This window comes from Enterobacter cloacae complex sp. 2024EL-00711, assembly GCF_047529885.1.
Taxonomy (GTDB): Bacteria; Pseudomonadota; Gammaproteobacteria; order Enterobacterales; family Enterobacteriaceae; genus Enterobacter; species Enterobacter ludwigii.
In genome coordinates this window covers 1157391-1172621 of record NZ_JBLIZC010000001.1, presented here as the reverse complement: position 1 = coordinate 1172621, position 15231 = coordinate 1157391, and the positions used below count along the sequence as shown (strand labels likewise).

Sequence of the window (15231 nt, the reverse complement as noted above, 5' to 3'; positions counted from 1 at the left end):
ATTCTTAAGGTTTTGATATGCAGTGCGCACTTTATGACGCCGGTCGCTGCCGCTCCTGTCAGTGGATAGAACAGCCGGTTTCTCAGCAACTCACCGCCAAAATGGCCGACCTGCAACACCTGCTGGCAGACCATGCCGTGGGCGAATGGTGCGCACCTGTCAGCGGGCCGGAGCAGGGCTTTCGTAATAAAGCCAAAATGGTGGTGAGCGGCAGCGTTGAAAAACCGCTGCTGGGCATGTTGCATCGCGAGGGTACGCCTGAAGATTTAACCGACTGTCCGCTTTATCCCGCCTCGTTTGCGCCGGTCTTTGCTGCGCTCAAACCGTTTATTGCCCGTGCCGGGTTAACGCCCTATAACGTTGCCCGCAAGCGCGGCGAGCTCAAATACCTTCTTCTTACCGAAAGCCAGGTAGACGGCAGCATGATGCTGCGCTTTGTTCTGCGCTCAGAAGCCAAGGTGGAGCAGCTTCGCGCGGCGTTGCCATGGCTTCAGCAACAGCTTCCGCAGTTAACCGTTATCACTGCGAATATTCAGCCGGTGCATATGGCTATCATGGAAGGGGAGCGGGAGATCTTCTTCACCGAACAGCATGCGCTGGCAGAAACGTTCAACGATGTACCGCTGTGGATCCGTCCGCAAAGCTTCTTCCAGACCAACCCGACCGTCGCGAGTGCGCTTTATGCCACCGCCCGTGACTGGGTGCGGGCGTTAAATATCCATCATATGTGGGATCTGTTCTGCGGGGTGGGCGGCTTCGGTCTGCACTGCGCCACGCCAGACATGCAGCTTACCGGGATTGAGATCTCCGCCGAAGCGATTGCCTGTGCCAGACAGTCTGCCGCAGAGCTTGGGTTGACCCGGCTGCACTTCCAGGCGCTGGACTCCACGCAGTTCGCGACGGGGCAGGACAATGTGCCTGAACTGGTGCTGGTGAACCCGCCGCGCCGGGGCATCGGGAAAGCGCTGTGCGACTATCTGAGCCAGATGGCACCGGACTACATCGTCTACTCCAGCTGCAACGCGCAGACGATGGCAAAAGATATCGCGACGCTGCCGGGCTACCGCATTGAACGCGTCCAGCTGTTCGATATGTTCCCGCATACCGCGCATTATGAAGTCCTGACGCTACTCGTTAAATCTTAAACAAAATGTGAACTCTGTCCGCCTGCGAAATCAGGTAAGCTTATCTCATCAGAATTGAAGAAGGCTTACCCATGAAGCAGATCCTGCTGGTGGAAGATGACCACGATATCGCGGCGCTTCTGCGCCTCAACTTAGAAGATGAAGGCTACGCCATCACCCACGAGCCCGACGGGGGCAATGCCTTACAGCGCCTCGAAAAGCAGCCGTGGGATGCGGTGATCCTCGATTTAATGCTCCCCAATGTCGACGGTCTGGAGATTTGCCGTCGCATTCGCCAGATGACCCGCTATCTGCCGGTGATCATCATCAGCGCCCGCAGCAGCGAAACCGACCGCATTACCGGGCTGGAAACCGGGGCGGACGATTATCTGGCCAAGCCGTTTTCGGTACAGGAACTGATCGCGCGTATCAAGGCGCTGTTCCGGCGCCAGCAGGCGATGGGGCAGGCGCAAAGTGCCGGGAATATTCAGGCTCACGGCCTGACGCTCGACCCGCTGGCGCGTAGCGTGCTTTTGCACGGCCAGGTGGTGGATCTCACCCCGCGCGAGTTTGAACTGCTGTACTTCTTTGCCCGTCATCCCGGTGAAGTTTTCTCGCGTCTGGCGCTGCTGGAACAGGTCTGGGGCTATCAGCACGAAGGTTACGAACACACCGTCAACACCCACATTAACCGCCTGCGCATCAAGATTGAGAAGGACGCCGCCGAGCCGGAGATCATTCGCACCGTCTGGGGCAAAGGCTACAAATTTGCGGAGCCAAACGATGCGCCGCTTTAGCCTGAGCCAGCGCCTGACGCTGCTGTTTATTCTGCTGCTGACGCTCTGTGCGACCATCGCCTGCGCGGTGCAACTTTACAGCACCACGCAGTACGGTAATGCAATGGTGCAGCGGCTGTCCGGTGGCCTGGCGCAGCAGATTGTCCAGCGGGAACCGATTCTGGATGCGCAGGGCAGGGTTGACCGCCACGCGCTGAAACCGCTCTTTGACCGGCTGATGACCTTCAATCCAAGCGTCGAACTGTACGTTGTCTCGCCTGATGGCGAACTGCTGGCTGACGCCGCGCCGCCGGGGCATATCCAGCGGCAAAAAATCGACCTCGGGCCGGTGCAGACTTTCCTCAGTGATGCCGCACGGCCGGTACTGGGCGATGACCCGCGAAGCCAGAACAAAAAGGTTTTCAGCGCAACGCCGTTGCGTCAGGACGGAGAACTGAAAGGCTATCTGTATATTATTCTGCAGGGCGAAGAGTCAAACGCGCTGGCGGAGATGGCCTGGCATCAGGCGCTCTGGAGCACCGTCCTGTGGTCATTGATGTGGGTCGCGCTGTTTGGTTTGCTGGCGGGGTTACTGGTCTGGTACTGGGTAACGCGTCCGGTCAAACGTCTCACGCAGGAAGTGGCCGGGCTGGAGCAGGACAGCATTAGTGCCATTAAGCAGCTGGCGGCGCAGCCTACTGAAACCACGGTAAAGGATGAAGTGGCCACGCTGCGCAATACGTTTATCGAGCTGGCCCGTAAAATCACCCTGCAGTGGGATCAGCTGGCCGACAGCGATCGTCAGCGCCGGGAGTTTATCGCCAATATTTCGCATGATTTACGCACGCCGCTCACCTCCTTGCTGGGCTATCTCGAAACGCTGTCGCTGAAATCCGCGACGCTGACGCCGCAGGAGCATCAGCAGTATCTCGCCACGGCGCTGCGCCAGGGGCAGAAAGTGCGTCATCTTTCGCAGCAGCTGTTTGAACTGGCGCGCCTTGAGCACGGCGGCATCAAACCGCAGCGCGAGCGTTTTGCCATGGGGGAGCTGATTTCAGACGTGGCGCAGAAATTTGAACTCACGGCCCGCACGCGGGAGGTGAACCTGCGCATTGATGTACCGGGCCCGTTGCCGCTGGTGAATGCCGATGTCTCGATGATTGAGCGGGTGGTGACTAACCTGCTGGATAACGCGATGCGGCATACGCCGACCGGTGGAGAGGTCCGTCTGGCGGTCTGGCAGGAGAACGCGCAGCTACAGGTTGAGGTGGCTGATAATGGAACCGGCGTTGATGCTTCTCTTCGCAACGATCTGTTTGAGCGTCCTTCGGCGTTAAATCCGCAGGCATCACGGGAAAACCGTGGCGGGTTGGGGCTGTTGATTGTGAAACGCATGCTGGAACTGCACGGCGGGGGGATCAGGCTGATGGAGTCCACGAACGGGGCTCGTTTTCGCTTCTTTGTTCCACTGTGAAATTGCCGGGTTTGCCCGGCCTACAGACCACCCCCGTAGGCCAGGCTACCCGACAAAAAGCTGTTATTGCGGGAACCACCGATCGCTGATTTTCTTGTACGTGCCGTCAGCTTTAATTGCTTTCAGCGCGCCATTCAGTTTTTCCAGCAGGGCTTTGTTATCCGGACGCACCGCAATGCCCAGGCCCGTACCGAAGTACTGTGGATCGGTCACTTTTTCGGTCGCGGTGCCCAGCTGTGGGTTGGTTTTCAGCCACTCGTTCACCACCGCAGTGTCACCGAAGACACCATCAATACGGCCATTTTTCAGGTCGATAATGGCATTCTGGTAGCTGTCATAGGCCACGGTTTTCACTTCAGGATGTTTGTCCTGCAGGTATTTCTGGTGCGTGGTGCCGTTTTCCATCCCAATGCGTTTGCCTTTCAACTGGTCAAAGGATGTGTAAGCTCCTTTCTTCGCAATGACCACCGCCGAGTTGGCGTAGTACGGGTCGGTGAAGGTGACCTGCTTGCTACGCTCTGGCGTGATGTCCATCCCGGAGATCACCGCGTCGTATTTTTTGAATTTCAGCGACGGGATCAGGCTGTCAAACGCATGGTTAGTGAACGTGCAGTCGGCCTGCATCTGTTTGCACAGGGCTCTGGCGAGGTCGATATCAAAACCGACAATCTGGTTGCTGGCATCCAGCGACTCAAACGGCGGATAGGTGGCCGAAACGCCGAAGTTGATTTTATCTGCAGCTGATGCGCCAGCGGCGAAAGTGGCCAGTAAAGCGGCCAGAACTAACTTTTTCATTGTAATGCTCCCGTCTGTCAGTCTGTCTTATGCGCCGTGTCTGCGGCATGGAAATACAATGCCATTTAATGAATTTATATTCAATAAAAATGATTAAATATTATTTAACCCATAAAAAAAGACGGGCAGTCGTTAGACTTGCCCGTCTTCGTCAATAAAATTTATGCAAATCTGTGATTAATTACGGCGCTCAAACGCCAGCGCTTTACGTTCGATAAGGCGCATCATCAGCGTCAGCAAACCGTTTACCACCAGATAGACCACGCCCGCGGCACCAAACACCATGACGTCATAGGTGCGTCCATAGAGCAGCTGCCCGTGGCCCATGACTTCCATCAGCGTGATGGTGTAGGCCAGAGACGTACTCTTGAAAACCAGCACCACTTCGTTGGAGTAGGAGGAGAGCGCACGTTTAAACGCGTACGGCAGCAAAATAGCCAGCGTGTCTTTCTTGCTCATGCCCAGCGCACCACAGGACTGCCATTGCCCTTCCGGGATGGCACGAATAGCCCCGTAGAACAGCTGCGTGGTATAGGCCGCACTGTTCAGCGAAAGGGCAATCAGGGCGCACAGCCATGGCTCAGAAAGCAGGTGCCAGATAACCGGATACTCCTGCAGCGACGGGAACTGACCCGGGCCGTAGTAAATCAGGAAGATCTGCACCAGCAGCGGTGTACCGGTGAACAAGGTAATGTAGGCTCGCACAATCCATACCAGCACCGGCGTTTTTAGCGTCAGGACGATGGTAAAGATCAACGCCAGGATCAGCGCTACGATGATCGATGCGACGGTCAGCGTCAGGCTGGTGTGCAGCCCTTTCATCAGCTCCGGAAAATAGTCAAGCATCAGCCTGGTCTCCGTTCAAAGCGCGTCGCACGCAGATCAATGCGCTTGAGGATGTACTGACTCACCAGCGTGATCACCAGGTAGATAGCCGCTGCCACGATGTACCAGGTAAACGGCTCCTGGGTACGGGTCGCGATACTTTTGGTTTGCAGCATTAAATCGTTCACGCTGATCAGGCTTACCAGCGCGGTATCTTTCAGCAGCACCAGCCACTGGTTACCCAGCCCGGGCAGCGCATGACGCCACATCTGCGGCATCACCAGACGGAAGAAGATCGCCGATTTCGACAAGCCTAACGCCTGGCCAGACTCCCACTGTCCCTGCGGAACCGCTTTCAGCGCACCGCGCAGGGTTTGCGAAGCATACGCGGAATAGAGCAGAGAGAGGGCAATCACGCCGCACAGGAACGGGCTGACGTCAAAGTTCTCAATCTGCATCTGCACCGGGATCTGCACCACACCCAGATTGAGGGTGAAGCCGTCCGACAGCGTTAACAGCAGCTGCGAGGAGCCAAAATAGATAAACAGGACCACCAGAATTTCAGGCAGCCCGCGCAGCACGGTGACCAGCGCTGAGCCGGCCCATGCGACAGGGAACCATTTTGCTGATTCCCATACCGCAAAGATCATCGCCAGCACAAGGCCGATAATCAGTGCGCAAACGGCAAGGCCGACGGTCATCCCGGCGGCGCTTGCTAAAGGAAAAATTTCATTCATCAGGAATTACTTCTGGAACCATTTTTTGTAGATGGTTTCGTAGGTGCCGTCTTTCTTCACTTTTTCCAGCGCAGCGTTGAATTTCTGCTGCAGCTCAGTGTTGCCCTGACGAACGGCAATACCCAGACCCGTGCCGAAGTAATCCTTGTCGGTCACTTTATCGCCCACTGGCGCCAGTTTATCGTTGGCTTTCAGCCACTCGGTCACCACGGCGGTGTCGCCGAACACGCCATCAATACGGCCGTTCTGCAGATCCAGCTTCGCATTCTGGTAGCTGTCATACGGAACGGTGGTGATTTCCGGGTGTTTATCCATGATGAATTTCTGGTGCGTGGTGCCGTTCTGCACGCCCACTTTCTTGCCTTTCAGCTGATCAACCGACGTGAATTTGCCTTTCTGACCAATAAACAGGGCAGAGTTGTCGTAGTAAGGGGTGGTGAACAGAACCTGTTTTTCGCGCTCAGGGGTGATATCCATTCCGGCCATAACGGCGTCGATACGGCGGAACTTCAGGCTTGGGATCAGGCTGTCGAACGCCTGGTTGCTGAAGGTACAGGTTGCGTCGATCTCTTTACACAGGGCGTTTGCCAGATCCACGTCAAAGCCGACAATTTTATTGTTCGCATCAATGGATTCAAACGGAGGATAAGACGCTTCAGTCGCGAAACGAATCGTCTGGGCTGCGGTAGCGGAAAGGGTGACGCTGGCGAGCAGCGCGGCAAGTAATACTTTTTTCATTATCATTTCCCCTGACACAATCAATGAGATAAATAGTTTTTGAACGCATCGGTTTGCGGGTTTGAGAAGCAGCTCGCATCACCTTGCTCAACGATATACCCGTTTTCCATGTAGACCACGCGGCTGGCCGTTTTGCGCGCCACTTCCACTTCATGGGTTACGATGACCTGAGTAATATGGGTTTCCGCCAGCTCGCGAATGATGCTCACGATCTGGGCAGTAATTTCGGGATCCAGCGCCGCGGTCGGTTCATCAAACAGCAGTACCGCAGGCTCCATCATCAGCGCACGGGCAATCGCCACACGTTGCTGCTGACCACCGGACAGGTGCAGCGGATAGCGGTCGCTGTAAGGCTTAAGGCGCAGACGCTCCAGCAGCTTATCCGCACGCGCGATCGCCTGATCTTTACTTAAGCCCAGCACGCGGCACGGGGCTTCGATCAGGTTTTGCAGTACGGTCAGATGCGGCCAGAGATTGTATTGCTGGAAGACCATGCCAACGTTTTGACGCAGCTCACGAATCGCTTTATCAGACGGTGTTTTCGCGAAATCAAAATGGTTACCGGCGATAGCCAGCGTACCCGAACGGGGCATTTCAAGCAGATTAAGGACACGCAGAAGGGAGCTTTTACCTGCACCGCTTGGGCCAAGCAAAACCAGCGTTTCGCCTTCCGGGCAGTCCAGCGTGATGTCAAACAGCGCCTGGTGTGCGCCGTAGAAGCAGTTAATGCCGTTTAGTTTAATACTCATCGGGGCAGTCTTTACTCATCCAGGCAATCTATAGCAATTGAGGCCGCAGATAGTACCGTTGACAGAATAGTTATGCAATATTTCTGCGTTAAAAGTTAAATATAACCCGCAATACCCTCTAAACATAGCACAAAATAGCGAGCGGCAATGTCGGCGAGTATAAATGTCGGCATTCCGCATGAAATGCCGCACATTTTACGGGGTTAACGCTTTTTAAACGGGAGGCTTAGCGGTTTTCAATTGACTGGCGGAGCGTGCCTGCCGGGGCGTGAACGTTGCCACCGACGTACCTTACGTCGTCCACCGCCCAGCACTGACCTTCACGGATCATCAGCACTTCATCCTGCCAGGTCTGGGTTCCCTGTGTCAGTTTGACGCGCAGGGGAATGTTTCGCGCATCGGTGTTTGGGATCGTTGAAGCACTGGTGACCTCGGCGCTGTCAGGCAGCGTGGCGCGGCTGGAGAACGGATCGGATTTAAGCAGCGCGTTATGCTGCGGATCGCGGGTGGCGTCGCTCAGCAGTTTCGCCAGGCCGTCACTCAGATACGGTCGCAGGGCGGTAATATCATTGCTACGGTGCTGTATGCGGTAATCATAGAACTGTTGCGCCACGGTATCCGGGCCGCCCTCAATGCATGGGCCGCTGCGGGTACCAATATCCTTAAAGGCTGGCGTGACCGTGGTGGTGCAGGCGCTGAGCACCAGCGCGCAGGGCACGAAAAGTGTTAAAGCTGAATAGCGCATGTTGATTTCCTTATTTATTAACTATCCTTTCAATCATAGCGTAACGAACCGATAATGCTGTACCTAAGGCATTGAACGCTAAAGAAGGAGAGAAAGTATGCAGTTTTCAACAACGCCTACCCTGGAAGGGCAACCTATTACCGAGTACTGCGGCGTGGTCACCGGCGAAGCCATACTGGGCGCGAACATTTTCCGGGACTTCTTTGCCGGCATTCGCGATATCGTAGGGGGACGTTCTGGCGCGTATGAGAAAGAGCTGCGCAAAGCCCGCGAAATTGCGTTTAAAGAGCTTGGCGAGCAGGCCAAGGCGCTGGGTGCAGATGCCGTGGTAGGCATCGATATTGACTACGAAACGGTCGGTAAAGATGCCAGCATGCTGATGGTGAGCGTAAGCGGTACGGCGGTGAAAACCCGTCGATGAAGCGCTCGCTTGCCACACTCCTGCTGGCGCTGTTGCTGGCAGGGTGCGCCACGGAAAAAGGCATTATTGATAAAGGTGCCTATGAGCTGGATACCCGCCATCAGGCCCAGGCGGCTTACCCGCGTATAAAGGTGCTGGTGATCCACTACACCGCCGATGACTTTGACAGCTCGCTGGCGACGTTAACCGACAAGAATGTCAGCTCTCACTACCTGATCCCCGCCAAACCGCCTGCCCCTGAGGGCAAACCGCGTATCTGGCAGCTGGTGCCGGAGAGCGAACTGGCATGGCATGCCGGCATCAGCTTCTGGCGCGGCACCAACCGTATTAATGACACCTCCGTGGGGATTGAGCTGGAAAACCGTGGCTGGCAAAAAACGGCGGGAGTAAAACACTTCACCCCGTTCGAGCCGGCGCAAATTGCTGCTCTGATCCCGCTCGCCAAAGACATTATCGCCCGCTACGACATTAAGCCGCAGAACGTCGTCGCGCACTCTGATATTGCCCCCCAGCGTAAAGACGATCCCGGCCCGCTGTTCCCCTGGCGCGAACTGGCGCAGCAGGGAATTGGTGCCTGGCCCGATCCGGACCGCGTCAACTTTTATCTCGATGGACAGCCACGCTATCAGGAAGTGGACAGCGCACTGCTGCTCGATCTGTTAGCGCGGTATGGTTATGAAGTGCCTGAGGCTGCCACAGCCCAGCAGCAGAAAAGAGTGATTACCGCGTTTCAAATGCACTTCCGTCCACAGCTGTGGAATGGTGTGGCTGACCGTGAAACGCTGGCCATCGCTGAAGCGCTTCTGGAAAAGTACGGACAGGGGTGATCCTGCGGGATACCCCCTCGTGAGTATTTTTCGCGTAATTTAAGTAAGATTAATCTTAAGTACAAACTCAATTCATTTTTAGTTAATTGACTTAAAATTATCCGGATTTAAGATGGACACATAGCTTGCTAAGTAAAGCAGCAAATTAACGTAAACAATTTCTACTTTTATTTTCTCCTTGAGTGTTTCATCAGGAAAATATTCCTGGGTTGAGGCCTTACGTCTTAATCCTGAGTTTTATATTTCACATCTTAAATTGGGTATAATAATGTTAAGCATCTACGGTAAAAAATTACGTCCGCAAAACGAAGTCAACGCAATTATTTCTGCAACGTCAGGATTTGAAGAGAAGACGTTAAAAAAGTGGCAGAAAATATCTACCAGTGATTCACAGTATATTCATATTATCGTCAGTGGCGACGTTGAGTTCCGCCGCGAATCTGATGAATTGTGCATGTTCACCGCTCAGGGGCCGTGTATATTTGGGCTTTGTTCTATGTTTTACAGCGCCACGCACATGTATGGCCTCATTCGGTCGAATACCGTCGTGCGCTCGATAAAAAAAGAGGCCTTCGCCCAGCTAATGACTGAAAACAATCTGTGGCCGGAACTGACGAAAGTGCTCTCCTGGTATATTTGTATGCTGAGTAAGCGTGACGATGTGCTGGTTGCCCGCAGCGCCTATTCGGTAGTGCGCGAATTTTTATACGAGATTAATGAACTGATTGTTCAGCATCAGCGTGATATCAATATATATGACTATATTCAGGAATACACCAACCTGGCACGCAGTACCATTATTAAAATTCTCTCTGACCTGAAAAAGGGTCAGTATATTGTGGTGGAAAAGGGGCGACTCCTTAACCTGACATCCTTGCCTGAAAAATATTAATTACTCCAGCCGGTCTCCTTTATGACGTAAAGGGGACCGGGAAATATCCTGCGTTTCGTCAACCGGCGGCGCGGGAATTTTGCCTTGCGAATAATCCTGCTCTTGTTCTTTTAACGCCTGCTTAAACAATTCTGTTAATGAGGAACTGTCGCTGCCAGCCCGTGCAGAAGCGTCGGTGTGTGCCCCGGTACCGGGTAACGTATCCCGCGCGGTATCGTGCTGAGCCGCTCCTTCAGGCGCCTGCTGCCAGTCGGTATCATCGCCGTTAATCGGCAGATCCTGCAGGGCAGGCATATCCTCATGCACCGGCGCAGGTTTAGGGTGCGGATGCGGGAAGGGTTTGCTCACATACACATAATGCATATCTGAAAGCTGTGTTTCCGGTCTGGCGCTGCTCGCGTTGATGGGGGCGGGGGCAGGGTGGCGCAGATCCCAATACACATGCGCGTACAACCCGGCCATCAGCATGGCGCACAGACCCAGGAGTCCTAAAACGGTGTGGGCAAAAACGTGTCTCAGTCCGGGAAGACGATATGAAAACCAGACCGCTTCCCCGGTGGTGTAGCTGCGCTGAGCCGCAAGGCTGATAGTAGACATCAGGAATGCTTCTCCTGCATTTTCGCATCCGGTATTGCATGCGAAGCCTGGATCAATACGCTCGGCGTGGTGTTGGTTTCCCGCATTAACTGCATCAATGTCTCTTCGCCGGGAATACCGTCCACATGCAGATGCATTTTTTGCTGGAACGCGCGGGTGCGTTTCATCATCTCCGCAGTCCAGCGCTGAGCGTGGGTTTCAGGCTGAGAAAGGGCCTGGCTCAGCTGCTGATCAAGCCAGGTCATCTCTTTGCCGTCACTGGTTGCGCTGATGGCGTCTTTACCTTCCGGCGTCAGGCGGTGCAGTTGCGTATAGTTTCCGGTTGCATGCCGGTTAAACCAGTTGCGACTGACCTGCCAGGTCCGGTTATTCATCAGTAAGTCCATCGAGGTTTCTCCGACGCGGGCGACCACCGCATAGTTAAGATGATTGCCGGTTTTGAGCTCGCTCACCCACGGATAACCTTCGCCTGCCAGCGCATCCGGAGAGGCATTTCCCTGCTTACACATCAGGTTTACCTTCACCGCGTTTTGACACAGCGCATCGTCCGCCGAGGCGTCATACCCCCACATCAGATAAAGCTGATGCATCGCGTCCGGCTGATTGACTATTTCCTTGTCGATAACCGGCACGACGGGGGCCTGAACGGGGGCGGCCGGGTGTTTCCAGCTTATCGGGACCGGCAGAGAAACCGGGAGGCGAGCAGTCATTGAGGCGGTGAAATACCAGCCGCAAGCCGCGAACAGCACAGAGGCAAACAGTGAAACCGTTGCCAGACGCTTACCCTGTTTTTTCGCGGGCAGCACCTCTGCGGCCGCCAGGCGTAAATGTCGCGGACTGACCTGGCTTGCGCGTTCGGTCCAGGCCGCGAGCATCGACAGGTGCGCCAGCGCATTCAGTTCACTGATTTTCCCTTTTGTCATTGCGTGCATCTTACGCACGCGCGCCGGGGATAACGGCGAGCTTTCGCCCCCGTGCTCTTCGCACTGCGCCTGCACGTAGCTGAGATATTCACGGCAGGTCAGGGGGCGCAAGGTGTGGTGGGTATGCACATATTCACGCAGATCAGATTGCTGTAGCCGCGCCGCCTGATTTTCCGCGCCCGTCAGCACCACCGATAAATGAAACCCCAGCTCCTGCGCACGGGTGAGCAACATCCCCAGCACCGTCCGGCAGGTCTCTTTCATGGCTTCAGTATGGGAAATGACCAGCACGGTGGCCTGCGTTTTCCCGGCTTGCCACTGCTGCAGCACGGTATCGACCGCCTGAATACGGCTGGCGATTGCTTTCGTGTCCGGGCTGAGCTTGTACAGCAGGCTACTGGCGCTCAGTTTTGGAAACGCGTTGATGGCAAGAACGCGGTTGTCGCTGTTTTTCAGCGCATCGCTGAACTGGCCCAACAGCGAGGTATCATCGCTAAAGAGCCCGCATATTCCCGCCTGTTGGGTTTTCTCTTTCAGCAGGTTAAAGACGTCCTGATGATAAGGCACCAGAAAATCCCCGGATAAGCGGGTGACCTTCCTGAAGGGCGGGGTTTTAAAAGTAAAGTGGCTCTGATACATAACGACTTACCGTCTCTGATTAGGAATAGCAACAGGTCGTGAAATTACGGTAAGGAGACGGGGCGATCAATTTTTCAACTGGGTAAAAATATCCGGCAGAAATGTCCTAACACCTTGGTTTTAGACGGTCAATAATTTTCTTTATTAAAGTTGGTGGCGAAGTCGATGGTCGTATTAACCATGTCTCATTACTCTCTTCACACGTTTTGTCGCAGCGTGATGCTGCTTATTTTCGCTTTGTTAAAGGCCAGATGAAAAATGAGGTTCTCATTTCTGTCACGGTGGATAACCCCTTGCATGATGTTGGCGCTGTTAATTTTTAGCGGCCAGCAAGGGTATTTCACGTTTAAAGATTATAAAAAGGTTACGAATAGGTTGGCTAACTCTGATGCGCAGCCGCTGAAAAACCGCCGCGAAGAGAAAACATTCACGCTTTTCACGGCGGCAGCACGTCAGGACACTGGGCCGGCTGCGCTAAAAGCCCCGCTGGCGGCGGAAATAGAAGGCATTGTGCGCAGTGATGACCCCTGGCTTTCCTTCGCCGTTATTAAAACGCCCGCGGGCCAGAAGAGCTACCGCGAAGGGGAGCCGCTGACCGGTTTTAACGATGCCTTTATTCAGGAAATTAACAAAGACAGTGTCGTCGTGAATTATGAAGGCATCACGCAGACGCTGGCCTTAAAGAAACCGGATTATTTCAAGGGCGGCGTTGATAGCGGCCCGGTAACCAAATCGACAAAAGATGCAGGCGCAGACACGCTGCATCTGAATGATTATCTGGTATTAAAACCGGTTGTCGAAAAAGGCCAACTGGAAGGCTATGCCATTAATCCCCGGAATGCTTCTTCCTTTTATAGCCATTCAGGACTGAAAAAAGGGGACGTGGCAGTCGAAGTGAATGCTGTCGATATGACCGATGAAGTCAAGGCAAAAAATATTATTGCTGAATGGTCAAAAATGAAAGAAGCGGAGGTTGTCGTCAGACGTCACGCTCACCTTGAAAATATTCGGGTCAATGTTCTTAACAATTAATAAGTGTACAGACATGAAGAAATTTCCATGGGCGTGCGTGGCGCTGACCGCATTGTCGTTATATTCGGGTTCGCTGCTCGCAGCCAACTTTAGCGCGAGTTTTAAAAATACCGATATCCGCGAGTTTATCGATACGGTAGGCCGCAACCTTAACAAAACCATTCTCGTCGACCCGTCGGTTCAGGGCTCCGTATCCGTCAGAACCTACAACGTGCTGACGGAGGATGAGTATTACCAGTTCTTCCTGAGCGTGCTGGATCTCTACGGTCTCTCGGTGATCCCGATGGATAACGGCATGGTTAAAGTGGTGCGCTCAAGCGTGGCCCGCACCGCCGGTGCGCCGCTGGCAGACAGCACAAACCCGGGCAAAGGCGATGAGATTATTACCCGTGTCGTGCGCATGGAAAACGTGCCGGTGCGTGAACTCGCGCCGCTGTTGCGTCAACTGAACGATGCCACCGGCATCGGCAACGTGGTGCACTTCGAGCCTTCCAACGTGCTGCTGTTAACCGGTAAAGCGTCCGTGGTGAACCGGCTGGTGGATCTGGTCCAGCGCGTGGATAAAGACGGTGTTCAGCGTCGCGAAATCGTCCCCCTGCGCTTTGCTTCCGCCAAAGCGCTCTCCGACATGTTGAATAATCTCAACAATGAAGAGCAGAAAGGGCAGAACGCGCCGCAGTTGGCCACCAAAGTGGTGGCGGATGACGAAACCAACAGCCTGGTGATCAGCGGTTCGGAAGATGCGCGCACGCGTACCCGCAGCCTGATCCATGAGTTAGATCGCGAGCAGAACAACGAGGGGAATACCCGCGTCTTCTATCTCAAGTACGCCAGCGCAACCAAAGTGGTTCCGGTGCTCACCGGTATTGGCGAACAGCTGAAAGACAAAGCTGGCACCGCGAAGACGAAAACCGCCACCGCGGCAACCGATCTGAATATTACCGCCGACGAGTCAACCAACTCGCTGGTGATCACCGCGCAGCCTAACGTGATGAACTCCCTTGAGAAGGTGATCGACAAGCTCGACATCCGCCGTCCGCAGGTGCTGGTGGAAGCCATCATTGCTGAAGTGCAGGACGGCAACGGTCTGGATCTCGGCGTGCAGTGGACCGGCAAGCACGGTGGCGTCCAGTTCGGCTCCACCGGCCTGCCCATTAGTCAGATAAAAAATGGCACCATCAAGGGCGCCAGCTTTACTGGCCTGGCGACCGGCTTCTTTAACGGTGATTTCGGTGCGCTGATGACCGCGCTCTCAACCGACGGCAAAAACGACATCCTTTCCACGCCAAGCGTGGTCACGCTGGATAATAAAGAGGCGTCATTCAATGTCGGTCAGGACGTGCCGGTGCTTTCCGGTTCGCAGACCACCAGTGGCGATAATGTCTTTAACTCCGTAGAGCGCAAGACGGTGGGGACCAAACTGAAAATTGTGCCGCAAATCAACGACGGCGACATGATCCACCTGAAGATTGAGCAGGAAGTCTCAAGCGTCGACAACAGCGCAACGGAAGACGCCAGCCTTGGCCCAACCTTTAATACCCGAACCATCAATAACGAAGTGATGGTGCACAGCGGGCAAACGGTGGTGCTCGGTGGCCTGATGGAGAATGTCACTAAGCAGTCGGTCTCCAAAGTGCCGCTGCTGGGGGATATTCCGCTGGTCGGGCAGCTTTTCCGCTACACCTCGCAGGACGCGTCCAAACGCAACCTGATGGTCTTTATTCATACCACCGTGCTGCGTGACGACGACAACTACAGCGCGGCGTCGAAAGAGAAATATGACCAGATCCGCGCCCGCCAGCAGCAGCGCGTTGAGGAGAAAAAGCTCGGGATCATTGAACCGGCGGATAACGCCGTGTTACCCGCGTTCCCTGCTGCGAGTGCTGCATCGGTGAAAACCAGCGCGTCCCGCAATCCGTTTAAAGAGTAAGGCGGAG

16 protein-coding genes are annotated in these 15231 nt (G+C 54.6%); 8 read left to right on the top strand and 8 right to left on the bottom strand.

What is annotated here, in order from left to right; translation table 11 throughout:
* The first annotated feature begins 17 nt into the window (after positions 1 to 17).
* The 3 genes from rlmC to ACMVME_RS05670 all read left to right on the top strand — a co-directional run bounded on the left by rlmC (position 18) and on the right by ACMVME_RS05670 (position 3374).
* Positions 18 to 1145, top strand: a complete 1128-nt coding sequence (gene rlmC, locus ACMVME_RS05680; RefSeq protein ID WP_044858516.1) for a 23S rRNA (uracil(747)-C(5))-methyltransferase RlmC — start codon at positions 18 to 20, stop codon at positions 1143 to 1145.
* Positions 1146 to 1216: 71 nt separating this feature from the next.
* Positions 1217 to 1921 (top strand): response regulator transcription factor, encoded by a 705-nt coding sequence (locus tag ACMVME_RS05675; RefSeq protein ID WP_014169317.1) that lies wholly within the window; start codon positions 1217 to 1219, stop codon positions 1919 to 1921.
* Positions 1908 to 3374, top strand: a complete 1467-nt coding sequence (locus ACMVME_RS05670) for an ATP-binding protein (protein ID WP_020884866.1) — start codon at positions 1908 to 1910, stop codon at positions 3372 to 3374. Before ACMVME_RS05675 ends, ACMVME_RS05670 begins: the two co-directional genes overlap by 14 nt.
* A 63-nt stretch (positions 3375 to 3437) precedes the next feature.
* Here ACMVME_RS05670 and artJ read toward each other — a convergent pair whose 3' ends face one another.
* From artJ to ACMVME_RS05640, 6 genes are all read right to left on the bottom strand, one after another.
* Positions 3438 to 4169, bottom strand: a complete 732-nt coding sequence (gene artJ, locus ACMVME_RS05665) for an arginine ABC transporter substrate-binding protein ArtJ (RefSeq protein ID WP_251858791.1) — start codon at positions 4167 to 4169, stop codon at positions 3438 to 3440.
* A 177-nt stretch (positions 4170 to 4346) separates the two neighbouring features.
* Positions 4347 to 5015: an arginine ABC transporter permease ArtM gene (artM, locus tag ACMVME_RS05660; protein WP_025204592.1), complete on the bottom strand. Its 669-nt coding sequence runs from the start codon at positions 5013 to 5015 to the stop codon at positions 4347 to 4349.
* On the bottom strand, positions 5015 to 5731 hold the full coding sequence (gene artQ, locus ACMVME_RS05655; protein ID WP_014169322.1) for an arginine ABC transporter permease ArtQ: 717 nt from the start codon (positions 5729 to 5731) through the stop codon (positions 5015 to 5017). Before artQ ends, artM begins: the two co-directional genes overlap by 1 nt.
* A 6-nt stretch (positions 5732 to 5737) precedes the next feature.
* Entirely contained in the window at positions 5738 to 6469 is a 732-nt protein-coding gene (artI, locus tag ACMVME_RS05650; protein ID WP_020884864.1) for an arginine ABC transporter substrate-binding protein ArtI, read from the bottom strand.
* A 20-nt stretch (positions 6470 to 6489) separates the two neighbouring features.
* Positions 6490 to 7218 carry an arginine ABC transporter ATP-binding protein ArtP gene (artP, locus tag ACMVME_RS05645; protein WP_014169324.1) on the bottom strand — a complete coding sequence of 243 codons (729 nt, stop codon included), beginning with the start codon at positions 7216 to 7218 and terminating at the stop codon, positions 6490 to 6492.
* A gap of 226 nt (positions 7219 to 7444) precedes the next feature.
* Positions 7445 to 7963: a lipoprotein gene (locus ACMVME_RS05640; RefSeq protein WP_040017025.1), complete on the bottom strand. Its 519-nt coding sequence runs from the start codon at positions 7961 to 7963 to the stop codon at positions 7445 to 7447.
* Positions 7964 to 8060: 97 nt separating this feature from the next.
* On the opposite strand from ACMVME_RS05640, the gene ACMVME_RS05635 reads away from it, so the two are divergent.
* From ACMVME_RS05635 to ACMVME_RS05625, 3 genes are all read left to right on the top strand, one after another.
* Positions 8061 to 8384, top strand: coding sequence for a heavy metal-binding domain-containing protein (locus ACMVME_RS05635; RefSeq protein WP_006174327.1), 324 nt, complete (start codon positions 8061 to 8063; stop codon positions 8382 to 8384).
* Positions 8381 to 9211 (top strand): N-acetylmuramoyl-L-alanine amidase, encoded by an 831-nt coding sequence (locus ACMVME_RS05630; RefSeq protein ID WP_251858790.1) that lies wholly within the window; start codon positions 8381 to 8383, stop codon positions 9209 to 9211. The genes ACMVME_RS05635 and ACMVME_RS05630 overlap by 4 nt, the downstream gene beginning before the upstream one ends.
* Before the next feature lie 268 nt (positions 9212 to 9479).
* Positions 9480 to 10103, top strand: a complete 624-nt coding sequence (locus tag ACMVME_RS05625; protein WP_044859038.1) for a helix-turn-helix domain-containing protein — start codon at positions 9480 to 9482, stop codon at positions 10101 to 10103.
* Here the strand turns inward: ACMVME_RS05625 and ACMVME_RS05620 are convergent, their stop codons facing one another.
* A complete protein-coding gene (locus ACMVME_RS05620) occupies positions 10104 to 10700 on the bottom strand; it encodes a hypothetical protein (protein ID WP_047955284.1) in 597 nt (198 codons plus the stop codon).
* Positions 10700 to 12262: an ExeA family protein gene (locus tag ACMVME_RS05615; protein WP_068794446.1), complete on the bottom strand. Its 1563-nt coding sequence runs from the start codon at positions 12260 to 12262 to the stop codon at positions 10700 to 10702. The genes ACMVME_RS05620 and ACMVME_RS05615 overlap by 1 nt, the downstream gene beginning before the upstream one ends.
* A 300-nt stretch (positions 12263 to 12562) precedes the next feature.
* Here ACMVME_RS05615 and gspC point away from each other — a divergent pair, with 300 nt between their 5' ends.
* Positions 12563 to 13294, top strand: a complete 732-nt coding sequence (gene gspC, locus ACMVME_RS05610) for a type II secretion system protein GspC (RefSeq protein ID WP_068794881.1) — start codon at positions 12563 to 12565, stop codon at positions 13292 to 13294.
* Positions 13295 to 13307: 13 nt separating this feature from the next.
* Entirely contained in the window at positions 13308 to 15224 is a 1917-nt protein-coding gene (gene gspD, locus ACMVME_RS05605) for a type II secretion system secretin GspD (RefSeq protein WP_068794447.1), read from the top strand.
* Positions 15225 to 15231 lie beyond the last annotated feature (7 nt).